A 25158-nucleotide genomic window follows, 5' to 3' on the forward strand; every position below is an offset into this window, starting at 1 on the left:
TTTTAGTCAAAAGCATAGCCGTTTTTTGATGACAGATAGAACGATGATAAAACCAATTCGAGGACGCCAACTCAGCAAACGAGATCTATATGATGAAGAATTTTTTAGAATGCATTTTGCTAAGCAAGAGATTGAAAGTCGTTTAGAATTTTTGTTGAATCGTGTCAATTCTTTGGATGAGTTACTGACAAAAGCAAAAGAATTGAATCTCACCATTGACTTAAAGCACAAAAATGTAACTTTTATCATGGAAGAAGATAATAAAAAGATAAGTTTAGGTCATAAAAAAATAAGTGATAAGAAATTATATGATGTCAAATTTTTTCAAGATTATTTTAAAAATAAGGAAGTCGTTGCTTCAGAAGGATTAGAGAATTTACAGGAACAGTACCATGCTTTCCAAGAAGAACGAGATAAGGATAAAGTATCCACTGAAGAGATTGAGGAATCCTTTAAGACATTTAAGGAAAAACGAGATGCCGTTCACGAATTTGAAGTGGAACTTGCAGAACATCAAATTGAGAAGCTAGTTGATGAGGGCGTCTATATCAAGGTGGCTTTCGGTGTCAAACAGAGCGGTCTTATTTTCATTCCTAATTATCAGCTAGATATTATTGAAGAAGACAATCAGACAAAATATAAAGTCTATATCCGAGAGACAACCTCATATTTTGTCTATAACAAAGAACATTCGGATAAGAATCAGTATGTCAAAGGACGAATATTGATAAGACAGTTAACCAACGATAGTCGAGTAATACCATACAGAAGACCGACTGTTGATCGACTTCAAGAAAAGATTTCTAAGATTAACCTCTTGATTGAATTAACTGAAGCAGATAAGAAATACTAAGACATTAAAGACGAGTTAGTAAAAGAAATAGCAGAGATAGATATAAAACTAAATCAAATTAATGAAAAAATCGCCAACTTAAATAAGATGGCGGAAGTGCTTATCAATTTGAAGAGTGAGGATATGAGCAGTCGAAAGCTTGCAAGATATGACTTTTCAAAATTGAACTTAACAGAAGCGGTTTCAATTGAACAAGTGAAAGAAGAAATAAGGGTAACGCAAGAAGAACTTGGTTTGTATCTTGACAAGTATGAGAGACTATCTAGGAAGTTAGAAATGCTTGTAAAGATTCTCAATACTAATAAACATATAGAGCCAGAATTCCAAGAAGATGTTTATCTAGAATAAATAAAAATAGTCTATAGTGACAGAAAAAAGTTTATTATATTGAGGTTAAAATTAGAGTGAAGCTAATAGTAGCAAGAATGTTTTTATGACTGTAAACGAATAATGATGTTAAATAAAAGTTATGAGATTAAAAAAATATTTGCTGGTACTGGTGAATTAACTTGACATGTTTGTGGCTACAGTGTATATCATAAAACTCTTTGCAGAGTAATCGATGGATTTCTCCCCAAAAGTGGAATTTTTATTGACATGTCAGTATTTTAGGATCAACATATCTAATTTCATAGTTATCGTCAAAACTAGATACAACAGACATAGTGTACTCTTCAGAGATAGAAAAATTCTTATACAAAATACCTTTGACGATTTGATCTCCATCGATTATTTGTTTCATATCAAGAAAAAGTGAGAAAGAATCTAATTCTTTATATAGACCGTTACCTAAAAATTTTAAGTAACTTTCTTTAACTGTCCAAATCTTAAAAAATTCTTTTATCAATATTTTATGTAAAGATATACTGGCTAGGTATTCTTGTTCAGAAGTGCTAAAGAAAGGTATTATTTCTTCAAACTTCTCGATATGTTTTTGTATGTCTATACCAATCATTTTATTTGAAATAGCACATGTAATATACTTTCCTGAATGAGAAATGTTAAAGAAGATGTCTTCTCTTTTTAAATTTGGTCTTCCGAATTCATTGTATACTAAATCTTCATTTAATAAATCAATTCCAAATTCATTTAATCCAATTTTAAGTAATTTTAATGAATTAATTGATTTTTGAATATCGCTTTTATTTTTAGTTTTTAATCTATATGATGGTATTCTATCTAAAAAAACGTAATCAATGATTTGAGAATCCAACTTAGATATATCAGATATCAAAATCAACATTGGTTATATCTCCTAATTTACCATGTCTTTAATTATTTTTGATACTTGACTCAAATTTGAAGTAATAAAAAAATGATCTCCCTCAACGGGGTAATAATCAATATTATCTGTACATAATAATTGCCATTTGTTTAGTTCTTCATGAAAAATAGAGTCTCTTGTGCCATAAAAAATAATCGTTTTGGTTTTTATCTGTTGAGTATTATCACTTAATTCATAGTCATTATAGACTTTGAAATCATTTAATATTATTGGCCTAAAAAAGTTAAAGATTTCTTCGTTGTATAAAATTTCTTTAGGTGTAGCGTTATAGTCAATTAAAATGTCTTTTAATTCTGCATTTGTTTCCAAATGATAGTTTTCCTTATACATAGGAGGTTTAGTTGCTGAAATAAAAATTTTATCAGGATTATGAAAATCTGACTGCTCAATTTTTTTACAAATCTCATAGGTAAATAAACCACCTAGACTATGTCCAAAGATACAATATTTTTCTGAATCAGAAATGTTGGAGACAATTTCATTATAAAGGAACTCAAGATTTTTAGAAAATGTATCTAATAGATTCATGTTTATATTCGTACCGTGACCAGGTAAGTCTATTGGAATTATAGTGCAATTTCTAAATAAATTTTTCCAAGATGAGTAGATTGATGATGAGCCACCAGCATATGGGAGACAAAAAATTTTCATGAAGATACCTCAAACTATTAGTTCTATTAAATTATGTGTTCATTATCCCTTGTGCTAGTTAATATTAAAATACAATAAAAGCTCAAATGAACCACTTACAGTATACTGCTAAATCTCATTATTTGATTTGCAATGGAATTTACGTCAATTATCCCAAATTTGTCATAACTTCTGCCAAAACTATTGCCCCGATTCCTTCAAATATCGGCGTAATGTTGGTGTTTGGTCAAGATTTAAGATGAATCACTTCTCTTCTAGCTATTGTTACAAGATGAACTAGGATGACATCACAATGCCATTTCTACAACATCTGCCACCTTTTTCCTTGTGGTCAGCTACTAAAAAGTCATTTCAAACGTCGTCCTAAACAATTAATTAAGCTCGTCTAATTAATTCGAAAAGCTATGAGTTATGAGTGAAATGCTTCTATCTGATAGAGTCGCCATTATAGATAGTTTTCCTTTACCACTTTGCAAACTTGTTCACAATCACCAAGTGGCTATTTTTTTAAGGATTAGCCGATATTGGCTGTAACGCATCTAAACATCTTTGGTTCTACGGTTTCAAGGTTCATATGCTGGTGAGCTTATCAGGCCATATTCTGAACTATGTTGTCACACCAGCCACTGTCCATAATATTAGCGGAATGTAAACAATCGGTTATCCTAGGTGATTCAGGCTACTTAAGCAGTGACTTAGAACAGAAAGTTTACCATTTATGGGCACCATTTTGACAAAACATGGTAAGGATTGAAGAGCATAATGATTTTGAAATGAGACGAACTATTGAAACTCGTTTTTATGAACTGTGTTGACTTTTTGATATTGAACATACATTAGCTAGAGGACTAGCCTGCCTCTAGTTACGAATTGAAAAAATTATTCTGGCTCATAACTTATGCTATTTTAAAATTAACTAGCACAACGGGTAAGTTTATTATAATACATAAAAATAGACTTTTCAATGATTTTTTGTTCATATATAAAAAGAATTTGCTCAAAAAATGACTTTTAGTTCACTAAATGCTTGCATTTATTCTATAAATGAACTAAAATTCATTTATAGAATATAAAATTATTTTGAGGTAACTATGGCAAAAGATGATAATAAACAAAAATTAATAAAGGCTACAGATGCTCTCTTAAAGGATAGAAGCATAACTTCTATTACAACAAAAGAGATTACAAAGGTTGCAGGAGTTTCTGTGGGAGTTTTTTATAATTATTTTAGTAGTAAGGAAGATGTCTTTAAAGAATTAATCAAGACATTTTTTAACTATTCTTTAAAGCAAATGGAAGTCTTACGAAAAGAAGTTACAGGAAAAAATATTCGTTCAGAAATTAAATTCAAAGAATTTCTAATTAATGGAATAGATAATAATTGGGAAAATCATTTTTTAAATAGTGATATCCTGTTACTTTCAAGGAAAGATGAAGAGTTTCAAAAATTAATGATTTATTTTAATCAAAAGATGGTTTCCATTGTTGTAGAGATACTTACAGTTATTAATCCAGAACTTAAAGAAAATCTCCCTTTACTAGAAGCAAAAATGATTGTGAATTTAATTCAAAATTCATTCCCTAGCTTTTCAAAATTTGATAGTGAGGATGAAAAAGAGAAATATATAGAAAAATTTGTAAATATTATTTTTAGTATTAGTTTTAATGAGTAAGGAGGTTGAAATGGAATATTATAACTTAACAAATGCACAAAAACGAATTATATATACTGAAGAAATATATTGTGAACCAAGAATATCAAACGAAGGAGGTTTTTATAAAATTTCTACTCCTTTTAATTTATATAAATTGCTTAATGCAGTTGTGTCAGTTCTTAATTCTTCGAAAATTTTTAGAACAACTTATCTATTAAAAAATGAAGAAATTATTCAGAAATATCGTGATTTTAAATTTGATAATTCTATAGTGAATATTTTTTTTGACAAAAAAGAATTTGAAAATTATAAAAGAAGTTGTTTAGATTACAAATTTGATATTTATAATGACTTTTTGTTTAAATTTGGGGTTTACCAAAATGAAAACGGTGGGCAGCTATTCGTAATGTTTCACCATTCAATTGTAGATGCGTATTCAATTGGATTAATTGCGGGTGCAATTTTTGATATTTATAATGAACACGAATTTAATAATGGAATCGAATATATTGAATACTTACAAGAAGAACAAGGATATTTTGAAAATACGGAAAAATTTAATGAGGATAAAATATATTGGGAAAATAGATTATATAGCTGTAAAAATTCATTTGAAAATATTCCCGAAGATCCATCGTCGGAGAAAATATTAATTCGTTTAGATGCTAACTTTTTAGAAAAATGGGAATTGTTTTTAAAGAAAAATCACTTAAATGAAAATATCTTTTTAATAACGTTATTATGTATTTACAAATATAGAATTGCTAATGAAAAAAATGGCATATTAGGAGTCCCCTATTATAACAGGCGAAATAAGCGTTTTTATAACTGTTTTGGAATGTTCACAAGTACAGTTCCATTTTCATACTCTTTTTCAGGCGAAGAAAGTATTATTGATGCTTACAAAGAAATTAAGAGAAACTTTCTAAAAGATATTAAACATTCTTTTTACCCTTATAATGAATTAATAAATAATCTTAAAGCAAATGGAAAAAACTTGTTTGAATGGAGCTTTAATTATTATGTAGATAATATGAATCACTTGATTGAGAACTCTAAAGTAGTTGTAAAGGAGGAAACACCGAACTATTTACCAGTTCCGATAAGCATAATTTACAGAAGATTCAAATATCAAAAAAATGAGTTAGAGATTATTTATAATAAAAAAATATACAATAGAGAGCAAATCAATTCGTTGATAAAAAATTTCTTTGGCTTTACAACAAATATTGTTCATTGTGAAACTAGGGAAAGGATATCAAAAATTCAGATAGCAAAGCCTGAGTTTATAAGCAAAATAATTGAGAGAGAAAGTAAGTCATTAAAAAATTTTGACAAAAATGTAAATTTATCATTAATGGATAGGTTCATGGATATTTCTAATAAATTTCCAAAGAACATCGCCTTAAGATTAGGTAATTCAACAATTACTTATGAAGTTCTATTTAAATTGATAAAAAATAGAATTATTTATCTAAAGACCGTTATAAAAACAGGGGATATAATTGGGGTAATCGGATATAAAGAATTCGATACTTTTATTAATATTCTTTCATTAGTACAAATGGGGATAACCTATGTGCCAATTGATCCAGAATACCCTCAAAAAAGACAGAAATTTATTTTAGAAGATTCAAATTGTAGTTATTATATAGATCATAATGAATTGAAAATTAATCCAAACTACAAGCCAAATAGTACTTCAAGCGATTGTTCTAATCTTTATATTTTATATACTTCTGGAACTACAGGGACTCCAAAAGGAGTCATGATACCAGAATCAGGAATAATAAGACTGATTAACGATAATAATTTAAAAGAATTATCGAATGGATGCGATACTTTCTTACAGCTAAATTCTTTAGGTTTTGATATTTCTGAATTGGAAATATGGTTACCTTTAACTAGTGGAAAGACTTTAGAAATTATACCGAAAAACTATATATTCGATATAGAAAGATTATCACAAATTTTAACATCTAATCATAAATTTGGATCAATAATGTCATTTACCTTACTGCAAGAACTTTTTTCTTATGATAATGAATTATTTAATAATTTCAAATTCATAATAACAGGTGGCGAGATAGTCAAGGATAAATTGATAAAAAATATTTATCATTCAAACGAAAATATTGTCCTTGTTAATGGTTATGGACCCACTGAAAATAGTGTTTTATCTACAATTCAAATAATAGATAGAAATAATAAAAAATCAATCCCTATTGGAAAAAGTATTTCTGGTTCTAGTACATATATTTTAGATCAGTTTGGAAATATTTGTGCACCTATGCAAATTGGAGAAATCATTGTAGGTGGACTAGGGGTAGCGAATGGCTATATAAATCGTGAAGAACTAAATAAAAAGAACTTTTTCTATTTAAATTCGTTTAATGGAGAAAAGTTGTATCATTCTGGTGATTTCGGATATTATAACTATAGTTCGGAAATAATAACCATCGGTAGAAAGGATTCTCAAGTTAAAATTAATGGACAGAGAATTGAAATTAGTGAAATTGAAGATGTTATTCAGAATATTTTAAATTCTAAAAACACACAAATTATTGTTACTGTTATTGATAACACAGTGGTTTGTTTTTACACGGGCTTAAAAATAGATGACTATAGACTAAGAAAAAATATATCGGAAGTGTTAACATCTGTTATGGTTCCTAAATATTTTATAAATATTTCAGAGATACCTCTTACTGTAAATGGTAAATTGAATAATAAACTTCTTACTGAAAAATTCAAGAGAGAAGTATCAAATAATTCTACCAATAATGTAAAAGTTAAATTAGATAATATTGATTTGGATGTGCAAAAAGAATTGAAAGCTTTGTTAATAAAAGATATAAACTTTAATCAAAGCTTTATTGAAAATGGAGGTGACTCTCTTTTAGCAATGAAATTTGTAAATTACATGAAGAAAAAGAATAAAAATATAAGAGTTTCTGAATTGTTAAGTACGAATCCTTTGATAGAGGTGGTCAACAATAGTTATAAATCTGAGGATGATTTACAAATTTCAAAAGATAACAATTTATCTACAGTAAAAGCTTCTGCAGTACAACAAAGTATATTTTTCGATGAAAAATTTAATCATGTAAAATATAAATATAATTCTCCTTTAGTTTTTGAGCTTTATGGTGTAACTCAAATTAATGAAAATAAAATATTGAATAAGATTTCAAAATTTATTTCTAGTCAACGTATACTACATAGTTGTTTACGATTAGAAAGTGGAGAAATTGTTTTTAAAGTTAACGGCCATGAAATAGATATTGTAAGAAGAGAAATGAGTACCGGAAGTTTAAATGATACTATTAAGTCTTCTTTAATAGATTTTGATGTAGAAAAAAATCTATTTTACTGTAATTATTTTAGTCTACAAAATCTAAAATTTTTAATTTTTGATTTTCATCATAGTATATTTGATGGGAAATCACGTGAAATATTTACACAAAATCTAAGAAATTATTTAAATGGTATTGAAAATGAATCTTCTGAAATAGATTATTTTGATTATCTAGATTCAATTGATGAAAAAGATAATATTGAAGATGAGAAATTCTGGAAAAAAGAAATTCAAAGTTTAGGTAATTTTTCAAATGATAATGATATGGTACAGACTTATGGTGTAGATGTCTCAAAATATTACCCTGTTAACATAAGATTGGAAACAATAGAGAAGCTTTTAAAAGTTTCTAAAGCGGCATCCGTGACCGTTAGCACTTTATTATTATCAGCCTTATTTTTAACTAAAAATAAGATTTCATATAAACCAATAAATACGATTGGAATCACAATTTCAACGAGATCAAACGAAGTTACTTCAAAAATTATTGGACCTTTTTTTAATACTCTGCCATTATCCGTTTCAGAAAATAATATTTCAAACGATTCGAAATTTGTTAATAAAATAGGGAAAATGGTTAATGAATTAGTTAATCACTGTCAATATCCATTTAATAAAATTGATTCGATGTACAAAGCGTATTGTGGTGAATACGCAAATAATTTAATGGATTGGATGTATGTTTATAACCATAACAAAAAACTAGAATTTGAAAGTGAAGGCATTAAATTTAAGTCAATAGACATTTTAGATACTATTCAAGCAAAATATAGTTTATCACTGATTGTAAATATCAAGGACGATAATAATTTTTCGATTGGGTTTGAAAGTAAATCACAATTTTATAATGGAAAGAAAATTCAGAATATAATTCTAGAATTTGAAAGCAGTCTTGATGAGATAATTTCTTTTTTTTAGAGTAAATTGGAGAAAATAATGGAATATAATTTTTATGATATAGTTTTTAGGTTTAATGATCAGCCAAATAAGTTAGCAATTGAAACAGACTACAGTCGTATCACTTATGAAGAGCTTTTTAATAAAGTAGAAGATTATAGTAAGAAGATAGAACAAGTAGGATTACTTCCTGGATCTAATGTAATAGTGCATATGAGAAGAGGCCCTGAGTACATTATTACGATTTTATCATTGTCTAAACTTGGCATCACTTTTGTACCGATAGATATTACTTATCCCAAAGAACGAATAGATTTTATAAAAAATGATTGTCAAGCAAATGGAATCATAACTGATTATAAATATGAGGATTTAACAGTTGTTGATTACCTAAGAATAGATGATAATATAAACCTTACTTTTAATATTTTAGGTAAAAGAGATAATGATAGTAATGATAGTAACGAAAAAATCGCATATATAATTTACACATCTGGTAGTACTGGAAAACCTAAGGGTGTTCAAATATCGAACAAAGGATTTAGTTACTTAAAAGAACTGTTCGATGAACATTTGAAATTGGGAAAAGATGATAAAATTTTACAATTCGCTAGCATTTCTTTTGATGCTTCAATTTGGGAAATTTCAATGGCATTAACGAATGGCCTTACATTAGCTCTATTTTTAGACAGTGATAAAGATGTAAATAAATTTGAGAATTTCGTTAAAAATCATTCTGTGACTATTGCCACCTTACCTCCATCTTATTCTGAATTGCTCAGTGAAGAAGTAATTTCTAATTTTAATTTGCTGATCACTGCTGGTTCTGAACCCCATAAAAAACTTCTAAAAAAAATCAATTTAGAAGAAACTAGATATATAAATGCATATGGTCCTACTGAATGTACAGTATGTGCTTGCTTGTGGGAAGCAAAAGACTTAAAAGAATTAGATTCTAAGCAAATACCAATTGGAAATATTAGTCAAGATAATCTTCTGATCGATGACAGTGGTGAACTATGTGTATCCGGGGAAGGCTTATCAGTGGGGTACCTAAATCGAGATATTTTGAATAAAAAGAACTTTTTTTATTTAAATGGATTTCGTTACTATAAAACAGGTGACTTAGTGAATACTGATAAGCACGGAAACATATATTTCAGAGGGCGCAATGATAATCAAGTGAAGTTTAACGGCTATCGTATAGAACTCGAAGAGATTGAACGTTCAATATTTGATATAGATCTTTCAATTATTGATGCAGCTGTAACAGTACTTAATGATACCTTGGTATGCTTTTATATTGGGAATATTGATGTTTCTGAAGTGAAAAGAGAGTTAGAAGCTAAGCTACCTATTTATATGGTTCCTTCTATTTTCCAAAATGTAGAGTCTTTTATATATAATACAAGTGGGAAAATTGATAGAAGTAAATTAACGATTAAAACCCAAGAACAGAATTTTCAGAATTCGGATAATATAATTAATTCAAAATTAGAAGAAATTTTAATAGAAATTTTGCCAGTTGAGGTAAGTAATCGTGATGAAAGTTTAATGGAGTATGGTCTAAACTCATTAGGACTAATTAATCTAGCTGCTAAAGTAAAAAATATTTTTGGAATAAATATTTCTATTGAAGAAATTTCTAAAAATTGCACCTTTAATGGTTTAATGGATATTCTGTTGCATAAAAATGAGGATTTAGGACTTATCAAAAATAATGAAATCACGCATGATGTGAAAAATGAAAATGAGTGGTTTCCTTTGACAAATATGCAGGAATCTTATTTATTAGGAAGAAATAATTTTTCTGAAATGGGTGGTTATGGAACACATGGTTATTTTGAAATTAAAACTCAATTAGATCCTTTAAGACTATCAAATGCTCTAAACAAAGTTATTTCAAGTCAAGGTATGCTTAGAGCAATCTTTTCTGAAGACTTACAGCAAAGGATACTCCCTGATACATTAAAATATCAGATAGATATTTTAGACATGAGTAGTTCGACACAAGAAGAGATTGATAAAGAAATAAATAGAAGAAGAGATAAATTAAGTCATCAAATTTTTGATTACACGAAATGGCCATTGTTCGAAATTAGTGCATTACGTATTTCAGAAAAATATACTATTTTGTTTATTAGTATTGATGGTTTATTGGCAGATGCCAAAAGCATGAAGATTTTTGCTAGTCAATGGTTAGCAGCTTATAATGGAGCTGATATTAGTAAATTAGCACCTAGAATATCATTTAGAGATTATATTATAAGCACAAATAATGATAGCGAAAATAAAGAGAGAGCCAAAACATTTTGGTTGAATAAATTAGATAAACTCCCTGAATCTCCTCAGATTATTGATAAAGATACAGAAGCTGGAGTAGAGAATGTCTTTTCTAGAGAATCTCTATTTTTAAATGAACAATCTTGGGTTTTGATTAAAGAATTTTGCCATAATAACCATATTACTCCGACGGCTTTTTTTATACAAATTTACTTTGATACTTTGAAAAGATGGAGTCAAAATAAAAAATTCACGATCAATTTAAGTGTTTTTAATAGAAAAAATATACATGAAGATATTGATAATCTGATTGGTGATTTTACAAGTAATATATTTTTAGATAATCAGAATCAAGATTCTGAGGATAATTTTATTGAAAAAGTAACCTCCTTACAAGCTGATCTGTTTTTAGCAATAGATAATATTTCATTTGACGGTATTGATTTTTTAAGAGCATATGCAAATAAGTATAAGAAAAATTTAATAGTTCCCTATGTAGTTACTAGTCTAATCTCAGAGGAGACAACAAAACAAGCAACTGATTATTTAGGAGAAATGACTTATGGAATCAGTCAAACTCCTCAAGTTTATATTGATATGCAAATCTCTAATAGTCATGAAGGAATATTAATAAATTGGGATTATTCAACTCAAAAATTTACAAAAAAATTTATGCTAAAGATTATTGAAGTTTTTGAGCAAAATGTTGCTTCAATTTTAAACGGTAAAAAAAATATAGATACAGAATTACCGAATAGTGATAAGTTAATAATCCAAAATTATAATGATACTACTACAGTAGGATATGATTCTTGTAGATTAGAACAACTATTCTTTAATACAGTAAAGAACTATCCAAACCAGATTGCTATTAAGGATAAAGATTGTAGTTATACATATTCTCAATTAGAAAAAGAAGTTATACAAAGAGCCTCTAGTATAACACACACAATTGGGAAAAAAGGGCAAAAAATTGGGATTATTGATGAACGTAATTGTCAGACTATTATTGATTTAATCAGTATTTTATATAGCGGTAATACATATGTTCCTATTGAAAAAGATTGTCCCTCAGAGAGAGTGGCATATATTAAAAATGTTGCAGAAATAGAATATATGATTAATGATATTGATAAAATAGAACAATTAGAAAAAGCTGATGGGATTAATGACGAAGAACAGGTGGCCTATGTGATTTTCACTTCTGGTAGTACAGGAAAGCCAAAGGGGGTAGCTGTGTCTCACAGAAGTGCTGTAAATACAATTGTTGATATCAATAAAAGGTTTAATCTAAATAGGAATGATCATTTTATACTTTTGTCTTCATTAAGTTTTGATTTATCTGTTTTTGATATTTTTGGCTCTCTTGCTATTGGAGGCAGTCTTTATATTGTTGATGATAGGAGAAATCTAGAGGAAATTAATAATATTATTAAGCAAGAGAAGATAACTGTCTGGAATAGTGTTCCATCCACCATGAAGGCATATTTAAATTACAGCAATAATGAAATTTTTAATATAGATAAAATTGGTGATGAGTTCGAAAATTTGACAAGCTTAAACAGTCTTATTGATGAAAATATAGTATTTGATAAGGAAGCTAGTGACAAATATAAGAGTGATTGTACGAGTAGGTTTGTGATTAGTAATTATAATGAAAAAATAAATCTCCCATCAAATAATAGTTTTCCTGATTTTATTCTAAGTAGAAAGTCTACAAGAAGTTTTTGTGAAGAAGACTTAATACCTATGGATAAATTCTTTAAAGTTATATCCTCACTAGGAAAAATAAAGGGGCACAATACTTCTCATTACCTTTATCCATCTGCCGGAGGGCTTTACCCTATTGATATATATATTTCGATCGAAAATAATAAAATTGAAGGAATAAGCGGAGGTATCTATTATTACAATCCAGTAGCCAATACAATCTATAGAATTAATAATAACCCTCTTGAAAGCGATGTACACTATTATAGTAATCAGATAATCTCGAAACATTCAAGTTTTACTATTTTATTGGTATATAATTCAGAAGCAAATATTAGAAAATATGGTAGTGATGGTTATAAATATGCTCTAATTGATTCTGGATATTTAGGACAGCATATTACTACAGTTGCAAATATCAATGGTATCTCATCTTGTGTAATTGGGGCAGCAGATAGTGAATTAATTACTAAAAACCTCTCATTATCAGCTAATCAAATGTTTCTAAATTGTATTATTTTTGGTCGTGAAACTAATAATCTAGTTTATAAATTGAATGAAATAAAAATTCAAAATATTTCTGTACCTGAAAATTCCTTAAAAATAATTAATGAAAAAGTTAGTTCTATAAGAGTTGTTATGTTGAGTGGGGACTATATTCCCTTAGATTTACCAGGTAAAATTTTTGATAAGTTTGGAGAAAAGGTTGCTTTATATAGTTTAGGTGGAGCAACTGAATGTAGTATATGGTCAATATATTATCCAATATCAAAGGTTGAATCAAAATGGAAAACTATACCATACGGATACCCACTGGGAAATCAAAAAATTTGGATTATGGATGAAAAATTAAATATTTGTCCAGTTGATGTATTAGGTGAAATTATTATTGGAGGAGTTGGTGTAGGAGAAGAGTATCTAAATAATCCAATAAAAACTTCTGAATCTTTTGTAAATAATTCACAATTTGGAAAAGTTTACAGAACAGGTGATTTTGGTATTCTTCGAGAGAATGGAACTATTGAGTTTATGGGGAGACTAGATGATCAAGTGAAAATAAATGGTTATCGTGTAGAACTTCCAGAAATTGAAAAAGTAATTAAAAATAATTGCGATGTTCAAGATGTAGTAGCAATTATTGAGAGCGCAGAAAGTGGTATTAATAAACTTATTTGTTTCGTCCAGAGTGAGATTAATTCTAACTTGTATGGATATATTGTGGAAAGAATTAAAAATGAACTTCCTGTATATATGATTCCTCAAGAAATTTATAAAGTTGAAAAGATTCCAGTTACAGAAAATGGTAAAGTGGATAAGAAAAAATTACTAGCTAATACTATGAATTATAAAAAGAATGATTTAGAATCAGCTAATAATTTATTGTCTGATTACCAATCATATGAAACAGAAAAAAGACATGATGAAAACTTATTAATAGAGGTTCGTCAAATTTTCTCTAGTATTCTTGATGTAAGTGATTTTTCAAATGATAGTACTATCTTTGAACTTGGAGGGGACTCTATAAATATTGTTAGTATTCAGAAACAAATTGAAAGAAAATATGGAGTTAGCTTAAAAATCATTGATGTTTTTGAGAATAATACAGTTAATAGGCTTGTAAAATTTTTAGAATCACAAAATAAAGTAAAAATTATTGGTGCTCACTTCACATCGCCATTTTTGAGAAACAAATCTGGTGATGTAACTGTAGAAGAGACAGTTAAAATAGTTAAACAAAGTGAGTTGTTATCTGTTTTTGAAGCATTAGTACTTATACTACTAGATGTTATAACTAATACTAAAATTGATATTTCATATGATTGTGATAATGATAATTCTAAGAAGACAAAAATTCTCAGATTTAGTAAGGAATATTTGAAACTTGATAAAGTAAATTTGGATAATACTTTTTCAAAATTAATTGAACAATCAAAATTTGAAACTTCACTTAATTTAACTAGTGATGGGGGAACTATGATAAGTTATACCAATTTAGCAGAACAATATAAAAATAGTAACGCAGACCTGGTGTTTTACTTTAATGAAGCGGACTCTGAACTCAAAGCGAAATTTAATTCTAGTAAATTGAAAGCGTCAAGAATTAAAGTCTTACTTGATAATGTAGCTAAGGTATCAGAGAGCTTAAATTAAGATTTAAGGGAGAAAAATATGATAAATAATGCAGCTATATTTCCTGGACAAGGAAATTTGGATTTAGAGAAATTCAAAAAAATCATTGAAGAAAATCTTGAGGCTCAAAGAATTTTAGATAAAGCCATGAATATCATAGGGGAAAAAAGTGAATATTTTTTTTCAGAGGATATTCAAAAGAGTACATATAATTCGCAAATTCTAACTTTTTTATCATCATATATATTTTTCCAAATATTTAAAAGAGATGTTCAAGATGAATTCTACATGTATGCAGGACATAGTTTAGGTGAAATCACAGCATTAGTATGTGCTGATGTTATTACATTTGACGAAGGGTTACTGTATGTTAATGAACGAGCTAAAGCAATGGAAGAGTGTACTACTGATAAGTTAGGTGGTATGACGGCTGTATTCCATAATGATCTTAATTTGCTAGAGAAGTTATCAAAACAATTTGAAGTTGATATTTCTAACTATAATTCAAAAAAACAAATTGTTTTTTCTGGAAATCTAGAAAATTTAAATAAATTGGAATTTGAGTTACAAGAAAAATCAATACCTTTTAAAAGATTAAAAGTTGCAGGTGCATTTCATAGTAATTTAATGAAAAAAGCAAGTGAAAAACTTGAAAAAATAAGAATAAACTATAATCCTGATAATATTGATAGGGTTTTTAGTAGTGCTTTAAGAAGATTTTATAATAAAGAAGATAATTTATCTTACATTCTTTCAAAGCAGATATTGATGCCTGTCCACTGGAATGAGGTTATTGCTCAAATGAAGGAAAATAATATTAAAAATATCATTGAATTTGGTACGCAGCCTGTCTTAAAGAATTTCTTTAATTCTAGTTACCCATACATTTTTGACATTGTTACTTCCTGTGAGGAAGATTATGAAAATATTTATTTAAAAAATTCATCAAACTTCTATTTAAAATTTTTAAAAAAAATTATATCTATTGCTGTTTGTAGTAAAAATAATTCTGATGATTTAAATGGTTTCGAGGAATATATAAACATATACCAGGATCTCTTGCAGAAATGTAATGATTTCATCTCGAATGATGGTTTAGTAGATATTTCAAGTTGTCAGTTATTCTATGATACACTTTTTTCTAAGTTACTTCCCTTAAAGTCTGTTCCGGAAAGTGAAATTATTGGTAGAAAGAATGAATTAAAGAAAAACTTTCATATTGGAGGTTTAAAATGGGAATTTTAGATGATATTGTTTTGGATAGTTATCAGAATACATCAGAAAAAAATAATAAGTATGCAATTATTGGAATTTCCGGCTTATTTCCTGAATCAGAATCTGTAGATGATTTTTTCAACAATTTATTGAGAGGAAAGGATTTTATTAGAGATTTTCCTGAACAAAGGAAGAATGAAGTAAAAAAATTTGGAAAAAAAATTTCAAAAAAAGACAAATCATATAGACATGCAGCTTATTTAAATGATATTAGTGGATTTGATAATGAGTTTTTTCAAATAAGTGATGCAGAATCAAGATTAATTGATCCCAAACAACGTTTGATATTAATGACGGCTTATAGAGCTTTTGAAGATGCAGGTATTTTGGATGAACTTTCAAATACTTCTACCGGTGTTTTTATTGGGAATAGTAATATGCTTAACTACAAATACTTTGATATCATAAAAACTATTCGACCAGATTTAGTAGATATTTCTGGTACAGGAAATATGGATTCAATGTTATCCAGTAGAATTTCATATTATTTCAATTTAAAAGGACCAAGTGTTGTGATAGATACAGCCTGTTCCTCTAGTTTGTTTGCGGTGGACCAGGCAATTAATTCTATTTCATGTGGCGAATGTGACCTTGCTTTGGTTGGTGGTGCACATATTCTCATATATCCTGAGAATGTTGATGTGAGTTTAGGGATTGAATCTAAGGATGAACGAACACGAACTTTTGACGATTCTGCAAATGGAACGGGTGTGGGAGAAGCTGTTGGAGCAGTAGTAATAAAAAGATTAAATGATGCAATTGAAGATAAAAATTATATTTATTGTGTAATAGATGGTGTGTTATCTAATCAAGATGGCGATTCAATAAGTATAACTGCCCCAGATAGACGTGCCCAAAGTGATCTTCAATTATCGCTTTGGGAGAAAAGTTCATTTAATCCAGAAAAAACTGTATACGTAGAAGCACATGGAACCGCAACTCATTTAGGTGATGATGTTGAAATCAAAGCTTTAACTGATTCATTTAGAAATTACACAGACAGGAAGCAGTTTTGTGGAATAGGGTCAGTAAAGACAAACATTGGTCATACAATAGATGCATCAGGTATATCTTCGTTAATTAAATGTATTAAAATAATTGAAAATAATACAATACCACCGTCAATAAATTTTTCTTATCCTAATAGAAATATAGATTATGAAAATTCTCCGTTTTATATTGTAGATAAAGCAAGAGAGATAGTTGAAGATGATTATAAAATATTAATTAACTCTTTTGGATTGAGTGGTACTAATACTCATATTATCTTAAGCCCATTTCCTAATCAAGAAAAAAAATCATTTAAACGTAGCCCATTCCGTCTTAAAAATTTCTGGGTAGCTAGTAATGAAGGAACATTATTATCAGAAGATAGTACGGAAAACATTTTAATATCACTATTAGAACAAAAATTTGGATTTTTAGATATTAATTTAAATACAGAAATTGCAGATTTAGAATTAGATTCAATATTTATTACTAGAGTATATTCAGAAATTAATAAATTATTTCCTAATTCAATAGAAATTGCTGATTTTTATAGTTTAAAAACAATTGGAGAATTCGCCAAAAAAATTGAAGAAAAAAGCTTAATTCCTGATTATAAAAATGGAATTTCAAAACTTGTAAATTCTTCTACTATTAATGAAACTGGCGAAGATGAATATGCGATTATTGGTATAGATTTAAATATTGGAAAGAATCAAAATAAAGATGAATTTTATAATTCTTTACTAGCTGGGGAAAAATTCATTAGCAACCTTTCTCCTAAAAGGATTAAGATTGCTAATGAATTTGGAAACGTCTATAATTTCACAGACTTGAGTTTTAGGAAAGGAAATTATCTCCAAAATATAGATTTATTTGATTATAACTTCTTCAACATTCCTAGATCTGAAGCTATGCTGATGGATCCAAATTCAAGATTAATGTTAACTTCTGCATACAAAGCAATATTAGATGCTGGATATACAAAAGAGACAGTAGACAACAGAAAATGGGGGACTTTTATTTCATTTGGACAAGATTATCTTTTTAATTATGGTAGTCTAATTGCTTCATTGGATAACAAGAAAATTGGAAATTCTAACACAGGAAATATGGCAGCCATGATTTCTGGCAGAATTTCATATCTGCTGAATCTTAAAGGTCCAGCAATTACAGTTGATTCTTCATGCTCCTCTTCTTTATCTGCCGTTTCGCTAGCTGTTGATTCAATTAAAGAAAAAAAATGTGAGGCAGCGATAGTTGGTGGAGTTAAAATTAATTTTTGCCCGATAGACTCAAAAGAGAATGATATTGGTATTTTTGATAACTCAGAAAATTCCTCTGCATTTGATGATAAGGCAAATGGTACTTATATTGGGGAGGGCGTAGCGACAATTATAATAAAAAGTAAATCCAAAGCAATGCAGGATAATGATAGGATATATGCAACAATCTGTGGTATGGCAGTTAATCATGATGGAAAAACATCAGGTTTAACTGTTCCAAATCCTAATGCACAGGCTAATGTTATTCTGGATGCGTGGAAAAATATAGAGGTGGAAGATTCTGATGAATTATATATTGAGACTCATGGAACAGCCACTAAATTGGGCGATCCAATAGAAATATTTGGAATTAATCAGGCATTTAATTTTATGAGGGATAATAGCATTGGAATCGGATCTGTAAAAAATAATATAGGGCACTTATTTGAATTATCGGGTCTAGTAAGTATTATTAAGGCTGCGATGTCACTATATAATGGAAAAATTCCTAAAAATATAGGATTTATGTATCCAAATAGAAATATAAATTTCATGAATTCTAAAGTATATATTAACGACCTAAATAAAGACATAGCGGGTAAAGAAACTTATATCGGTGTTAGTTCTTTTGGTTTTTCGGGAACAAATGCTCATATGGTTTTAAAAAGGAGCCCGCCTAACAATAAACAATTTTCTAATTTCAAAGTTAAAAAATTGGATTTGACGGAAGAGAAGTGTTGGATATCTGATTATTTAAATCATACTACTGAGTCTAGTTCAAACAAAACAATTAAAGATCAACTAAAAGAAGTATTTATAGATATTTTCGGTAGTCAAAAAAATATTTCAGGAAATATCTACGAACTAGGTGGAGATTCTTTAACAGCTGTAGAAATTGCAGGACGATTGAATAAGATTTTCAATTTGAAGTTATCAGCAGCAGATATCTTAAGAAACAACTCAATTGATAGTTTGTCAAATTTTTTATCAAACAATAATTTATATGAGAACGATCAAGAAATAGTAAAATCAGAAGTGAAGAATAGATATCTTGCAACACCACAGCAAATTAGAATGTATAAAATGTCAAAAAGTCATTTGGAAACAGGTTTAAATGTAAATATTTGTTTGCATTTAAAAGGTATGATAGATATTGAAAAACTAAATGCTGCATTCAATAAAATTATTGAGAAAAACGAAGCTTTCAGAACAAAATTTATAGAGGAAGCCGGACAAATTTTTCAAGTTATAGATCCATTTATGCAAAAAAACATTGAGGTCGAATATGCTTCAGTTGAAGAATGGGAAACAATAAAAGATAATTTCATTAAGGTGTTTGATTTAAAAAATGGTTCTCTTTTTAGAATCAAGCTATTACAAAGTAGCCCCAATAATTCGATTTTGTTATTTGATGCACACCATATTATTTTTGATTTTCAATCAATGAAAGTATTTTTAAGTCAATTAATAACGTTATACAACAATCAAGAAGTTCTAGTTCCTTCTATTGATTATACAGATTATTCAGAATGGTATAATCAACAGATTAAATTAAATCATAAATTTAAATTACAAGAATGGGTAAATGAATTGAAGGAAGCACCTATAAATCTAGAGGTTGTGCCAGCTAATATAAAAAGCAATACAATAAGTTCAATCAGGTTTACTATAGATTCAACATTACTAGAAAATTTAGAAAGATACTCTGCAAAACAAAACGTTAGTCTGTTTTCGGTGTTACTAGCTACTTATCTTAAAACTAATAGTGTAATTGAGAAAAACGATAAACAAGTTGTTGGTATACCGGTGTCTGGCCGAGATTTTGGTAATGTTAAAAATATAATTGGTCTTTTTAGAAATTCTCTTCCCATTTATATGGACTTATCTAAAGTTAAAAATGCTAGCGAATTAATTTTAGAAACACAATCTAAAATTTTATCTGCTATGGAAAAACAAGAAATACAGACATATGAAATAGAAGAGGCGATGGAAAAAAATAATTTATTTAATAATTATTTTATTTACCAAGATTCAATTAGTTCTGATAATTTTAAAATAGATGGATTAGAGATTCAAACTGAATTGATAAGAAAACAAGGTATGTTTAATATTAAATGGGAATTTGTGAAAATTGATGGATGCTTACAAGGCATAATCGAATATAGAAATGAATTGTTCACTGAATTAGAAATAACACATTTAAAAAAATATTTCCTTGAAACAATCAAAAGAAATATCCAAGAATGAAGGGAGAAAGAATAAATGGAAAATCTTTTAGAAGTTAAAAAACTATCAAAAACGTATAAAAACGGAAGAAAAGCATTAGATAATTTAAATTTTCATGTTACAAAAGGTGAAATTCTTGGTTTCTTAGGACCAAATGGTGCAGGGAAAAGTACGACAATAAATATTTTATCTACTTTATTACAATCTGATGAAGGCGAAATAATATTTTTTAATGATGAAAATTTGTCCATCAAGGATGTAAAAAAACAACTCGGAATTGTTCCTCAAGAATTGGCTATTTATGAAGATATCACAGCCGCACAGAATGTTAAATTCTTTGCTTCTTTATACGGAGTCAAAAAAAGCGAAATTAATGAAAAAGTTGAAAATGCATTAAAAAAAGTTGGACTTGAAGACAGGAAAGATGACAAACCATCAACTTTTTCTGGTGGTATGAAAAGACGTCTGAATATTGCATGTGCAATAGCACATAACCCTAAATTGATTATTTTTGATGAACCAACAGTAGGAATTGATCCACAATCTAGGAATCATATTCTAGATTCAATTAAGCAGTTGAGGGATGAGGGAGCTACTATCATTTACACAACTCACTATATGGAAGAGGTGCAACAAATTTGTGACCGTGTCATTATCATGGATGGTGGAGCGGTACTTTTGAATGGTTCTCTTGATGATATTTTAGAATATTATAGCAATTCTAATTATCAAGTTAGAGTAGATAAACAGGTATCTCCTGCAGTGTTAGATGAAATTCGTGAATTAACAAATGTAGAAAGTTTGAAACAAAAAGATGAATTTGAAATAATCTTTAGTATGTGTGGGGAGTCTATGACAATTAATAGTGTACTAGAGGTTTTAATTAAGTTTAATCTAAATATCACCAGTATTACAATGGTAAAGAGAAATTTAGAAGATGTTTTCTTACTATTAACTGGGAAAAATTTAAGAGATTAGTTGGGGGGATTGGAATGATAACTATGATGAAACAAGATGTGATGAATCTTTTAAAGAATAAGCCAATCATGATGTATCTGCTAATTTATCCAATTGTCCTGATTTTAACAACAGGGTTTGTATTTGGTTCGATTTTTAGTGACGATGTTTTAACATCATATGATTATTACGGTGTTACTATGATGATTTATTTGTCCATGGCAACAGTAATTATATTGCCAGAATTATTATTTGGGAGTAATGTGAAGTATGCAAATTACAGGATTGTATATTCTCCGATTCCACGTTACAAGATTTATTTGTCAAAATTAATAGTTGCTATTTCTATTTCATATCTGATCCTAGCTTTTTATATGCTTATCTTTAATAGTACAGGGGTGGTAAACTATGGTAAATCTAATATTGCCTATAGTTTGTTGCTTGACTTAGCCTTAGTAATTTTTTCTATCACATTTGGAGGTGCTTTCTGTGTATTGTTAAAAAGTGAAGATATTGTAACAAAAATTTTAAATCTAGTTATTAATGTTTTAGCAATTTTATCTGGTTTATTTTTCCCAATGTATATCTTTGGGGAAAAAATTGCTAATTTATCTGCCTTATCCCCAATTTCAAAAGTGATGTCAACTTTTTTTAGTATCATTTACGATAAAAATTATAGTTCATATTTTAATACATTATCAATTTTGTTACTATGTTCAGTACTATTTGTAATTATCATTCACTTTAAGTATCGACCTGAAAATTTTGGAGAGTGAAAAAATGAAATTTATTATTTTAAGAAATAACTTACAACGTTTTTGGAAAGAAAAAACATATGCTATTATATCTTTTCTACTTGTTTTTATAACCATCGCAGCAACATCGTTTGTTGTAACAATGGAAAGTCAAAAAGTAAAGATTGGTGTAACAAAAAATGCAATTGAACTATTAGAGATGAATAATAACAACATTTCTATCAAAGAAGTAGAAAAAGATATGAACTATTATGTTAATCTAATATCAGGCGAATATGATGCATATATCAATAAAGAGGATGGAAAATATAAAGTAACTACAGTCAGAAACTCAACTTTAGGTATGAAATTAAGTCAGTATTTAAATGAAGGAAAATCATTAACTGCTTCTAGCAATAATAATTATTATAAAATTATTATTACTGTTATGGCTATGAGCTCTATGATACTCTCGTTAATACTATACAGATATTATTTTGATGATAGAAATGGACTGGATAAACGAATCTATCTAAGTGGAGTTTCCAATTTTTCTTATGTTCTACAACAGGTAGTGTTTAATTTTTTGATTTTATTTACTACTAATTTATTAAGTAGTTTAATTTTACTTCCTTTATTTGATCTTAATATTTCATGGAAGTTAGTCCTATATATTCTCTTAATTGAGCTATTTTCAGCAAACTTTGGAATATTTTTATCTACTTTGACTAAAAAAAATCAAGGAGCGCTTATAATCGGAACAATGGTATCTGTTATAACTATGCTTCTTTCAGGTGCATTGTTTTCTGTAAAAAAAGATTCCATTCAAGATAAGATACATTATATCTTTCCTCAGTATTATTTTTCGAATTTAGGAAAAAGTATTGATGGTAATTTAACTAATTTATCTTATTCGATTACAGTAATTGTAGGTTACATACTTTTGTTCTTCCTGATTGCAAATTACTTACAAAATCAAAAAGTAGGTGAATGATACATTTTAAATCAATTATCATAATGATTCTTTAGAATTTATCGTTTAAAAGAAGGAACTATGGAAACATCCTCGCAAATATATCATTCCAATGATGACTTATCTATTTTTCTTTATTTTACTAATACCAAAGAAATTCTAAAGCCCATTTGTAGAATCAAGTGTAACATAGTTTTAATCCTTTCAAGCTGTTTGAGTCAACTCAAGCAGCTTTTTCGATGACTTATACCCATGAATTCTTCTAGATTTCCTTTGAATATTTTTGTGCAAGCCTCTATAAATTTTTATTTCAATTCTTTGGGTAAATTTGCTTTTGAAACGAACTCACGTAAAGGACTGATGAAGTTCTCATTGAATATCTTACCATAGAATGAATAGGCATGGGAAAAATAACTTTTTAATACCTCTATTTAATTGAATAAAGAAAACTCGATTTCATTTTCAGTAGTAATGATTTAATTGAATACCGTTTCTTGCGTTATAACACGTCTTGATTGACATATTCTATCTTCTTCTCTAAGAGCTTCCTTGAGATAGCATAGCGAGTTTGTCACTCTACTAAGGTCAGAATAGAAGGTTCACCGACAATCTTCTAAGCAATAATAGAGTCTAGTTCACAATCTCAGTAACATGTACAAGTATTATTTCTTCTACACATATCATAAATTTTACTTTCCTAGTTGTTTTTTATTAAGTAAAGATTTGGTAGATATATTAAAAGGTAGTACAACTCTGGGTAATTCGATAAACTTTCCTTAGACGTGCAGTCTAAGCAGATTTTTATCCTTTATTTAAATAAACCTAGAATTTATTATTGTTCAACTTCAGAGAAGTACTTGTATAATTGATTAGTGAATGGATTCCTAACATTTTATAGTGCTTTTAAGACACTAATTTATCAGATAAACACGTCTTTTGTGTTTCGCTTTATTTTACAGTAAGACTAATTTTTAAATGTCAGTAATTTTAAATAGTTGATAAAATTTTTGCTCTCAGACGGTTAATAGATATGCTTATGAGAAGTGTTTAATAAATTAATTTTAGTTCAAAATGTCCAATTTGGACACTTTGAATGATTTCTTAGTTTTATATATTATACTTTTCTCAGGAGAAAGCTAGATGTACAGACGTTTGAGAGATTTGAGGGAAGATCACGATTTGACCCAAAAACAAATAGCTAAAATACTTTCGTTTACAAACTCAGCTTATGCTAAAATTGAACGGGGTGAACATGCCTTAACGGAAGATGTATTGGTAACTCTCTCAAACTTTTACGATGTCAGTACAGACTACCTATTGGGATTGACAGATTTTCCTGATAAAATTCGCTTTAGAAAATAATCTCCTTAATTTCATAGAGTGTGAAAATGAGGAGATTTTTTTATTTGTTCTTTGACAATTGAATAGTCCAAAATGGTACTTTCCTCATTTGTGGAGCAGATTTGAATGGCTCGCCATGATAAGAGCGATTTTAAAACCATCAATAAAATAGAGCGATACTTTATATGCCATGATACAAATGATATACAATGATACTTCTGACCGTTCAGGCTGCCACCGTAAAAGAGCAGTAAGTGAAATTCTTATGATGACTTCATCAGTCATGCCATGGAGGTAAAAATATTTTTTAGGAAGGATGATGTCATGAATATAAAATATATATCTGTCGAAAATTCCATTGCAGAATGGGCCGATAAAAAAGGAAGTCTAAAAAGATGGGATGGTTTAAATCAATATACATTGAACAGATGGATTAAAGAAATGCGAGAAAACAGAACATTTTCCATGTATGTAATTAACCCAACCCATAAACTTGTTTTCATTAATCTAGAAGGATTTGAAAGTTTCTTAAGATGGAAGCAAAAGCGGACAAAATAAGGAAGTCATGGTATAATATA

12 protein-coding genes and 2 pseudogenes are annotated in these 25158 nt (G+C 28.4%); 12 read left to right on the forward strand and 2 right to left on the reverse strand.

What is annotated here, in order from left to right; translation table 11 throughout:
* Window positions 1-1201 (forward strand): annotated as a pseudogene (locus ADH54_RS10835) (SAG1250 family conjugative relaxase); the annotation flags it as partial.
* 241 nt (window positions 1202-1442) lie between these two features.
* On the opposite strand, the gene ADH54_RS04730 reads toward ADH54_RS10835, so the two are convergent.
* Window positions 1443-2096 (reverse strand): 4'-phosphopantetheinyl transferase family protein, encoded by a 654-nt coding sequence (locus ADH54_RS04730; RefSeq protein ID WP_049524230.1) that lies wholly within the window; start codon window positions 2094-2096, stop codon window positions 1443-1445.
* Between the two features lie 12 nt (window positions 2097-2108).
* Window positions 2109-2789, reverse strand: a complete 681-nt coding sequence (locus tag ADH54_RS04735) for a thioesterase II family protein (RefSeq protein WP_000688007.1) — start codon at window positions 2787-2789, stop codon at window positions 2109-2111.
* A gap of 86 nt (window positions 2790-2875) precedes the next feature.
* On the opposite strand from ADH54_RS04735, the pseudogene ADH54_RS11245 reads away from it, so the two are divergent.
* The 11 genes and pseudogenes from ADH54_RS11245 (at window position 2876) to ADH54_RS04785 (ending at window position 25138) form a co-directional block, all read left to right on the forward strand.
* Window positions 2876-3652, forward strand: a pseudogene (locus ADH54_RS11245) (IS982 family transposase).
* Between the two features lie 228 nt (window positions 3653-3880).
* Window positions 3881-4462 carry a TetR/AcrR family transcriptional regulator gene (locus ADH54_RS04740; protein ID WP_001029880.1) on the forward strand — a complete coding sequence of 194 codons (582 nt, stop codon included), beginning with the start codon at window positions 3881-3883 and terminating at the stop codon, window positions 4460-4462.
* A 10-nt stretch (window positions 4463-4472) separates the two neighbouring features.
* Window positions 4473-8720, forward strand: coding sequence for a condensation domain-containing protein (locus tag ADH54_RS04745; protein ID WP_049524231.1), 4248 nt, complete (start codon window positions 4473-4475; stop codon window positions 8718-8720).
* Window positions 8721-8738: 18 nt separating this feature from the next.
* The gene (gene dltA, locus ADH54_RS04750; protein ID WP_049524232.1) at window positions 8739-14843 is read left to right on the forward strand and encodes a D-alanine--poly(phosphoribitol) ligase subunit DltA; all 6105 of its coding nucleotides are present in this window, start codon (window positions 8739-8741) and stop codon (window positions 14841-14843) included.
* An 18-nt stretch (window positions 14844-14861) separates the two neighbouring features.
* Window positions 14862-16067, forward strand: coding sequence for an ACP S-malonyltransferase (locus tag ADH54_RS04755; protein WP_049524233.1), 1206 nt, complete (start codon window positions 14862-14864; stop codon window positions 16065-16067).
* Entirely contained in the window at window positions 16055-20596 is a 4542-nt protein-coding gene (locus tag ADH54_RS04760; protein WP_049524234.1) for a beta-ketoacyl synthase N-terminal-like domain-containing protein, read from the forward strand. The genes ADH54_RS04755 and ADH54_RS04760 overlap by 13 nt, the downstream gene beginning before the upstream one ends.
* A gap of 15 nt (window positions 20597-20611) precedes the next feature.
* Entirely contained in the window at window positions 20612-21553 is a 942-nt protein-coding gene (locus tag ADH54_RS04765; RefSeq protein ID WP_049524235.1) for an ABC transporter ATP-binding protein, read from the forward strand.
* A 14-nt stretch (window positions 21554-21567) separates the two neighbouring features.
* Window positions 21568-22308, forward strand: coding sequence for an ABC transporter permease (locus tag ADH54_RS04770; RefSeq protein WP_004238208.1), 741 nt, complete (start codon window positions 21568-21570; stop codon window positions 22306-22308).
* 4 nt (window positions 22309-22312) lie between these two features.
* A complete protein-coding gene (locus tag ADH54_RS04775) occupies window positions 22313-23260 on the forward strand; it encodes an ABC transporter permease (RefSeq protein ID WP_000668721.1) in 948 nt (315 codons plus the stop codon).
* Between the two features lie 1119 nt (window positions 23261-24379).
* Window positions 24380-24601 carry a helix-turn-helix domain-containing protein gene (locus tag ADH54_RS04780; protein WP_000286250.1) on the forward strand — a complete coding sequence of 74 codons (222 nt, stop codon included), beginning with the start codon at window positions 24380-24382 and terminating at the stop codon, window positions 24599-24601.
* Window positions 24602-24904: 303 nt separating this feature from the next.
* The gene (locus ADH54_RS04785) at window positions 24905-25138 is read left to right on the forward strand and encodes a hypothetical protein (RefSeq protein WP_049524236.1); all 234 of its coding nucleotides are present in this window, start codon (window positions 24905-24907) and stop codon (window positions 25136-25138) included.
* The last annotated feature ends 20 nt before the right edge of the window (window positions 25139-25158 follow it).

This window comes from Streptococcus pseudopneumoniae (assembly GCF_001072315.1).
Classification (GTDB): Bacteria; Bacillota; Bacilli; order Lactobacillales; family Streptococcaceae; genus Streptococcus; species Streptococcus pseudopneumoniae_R.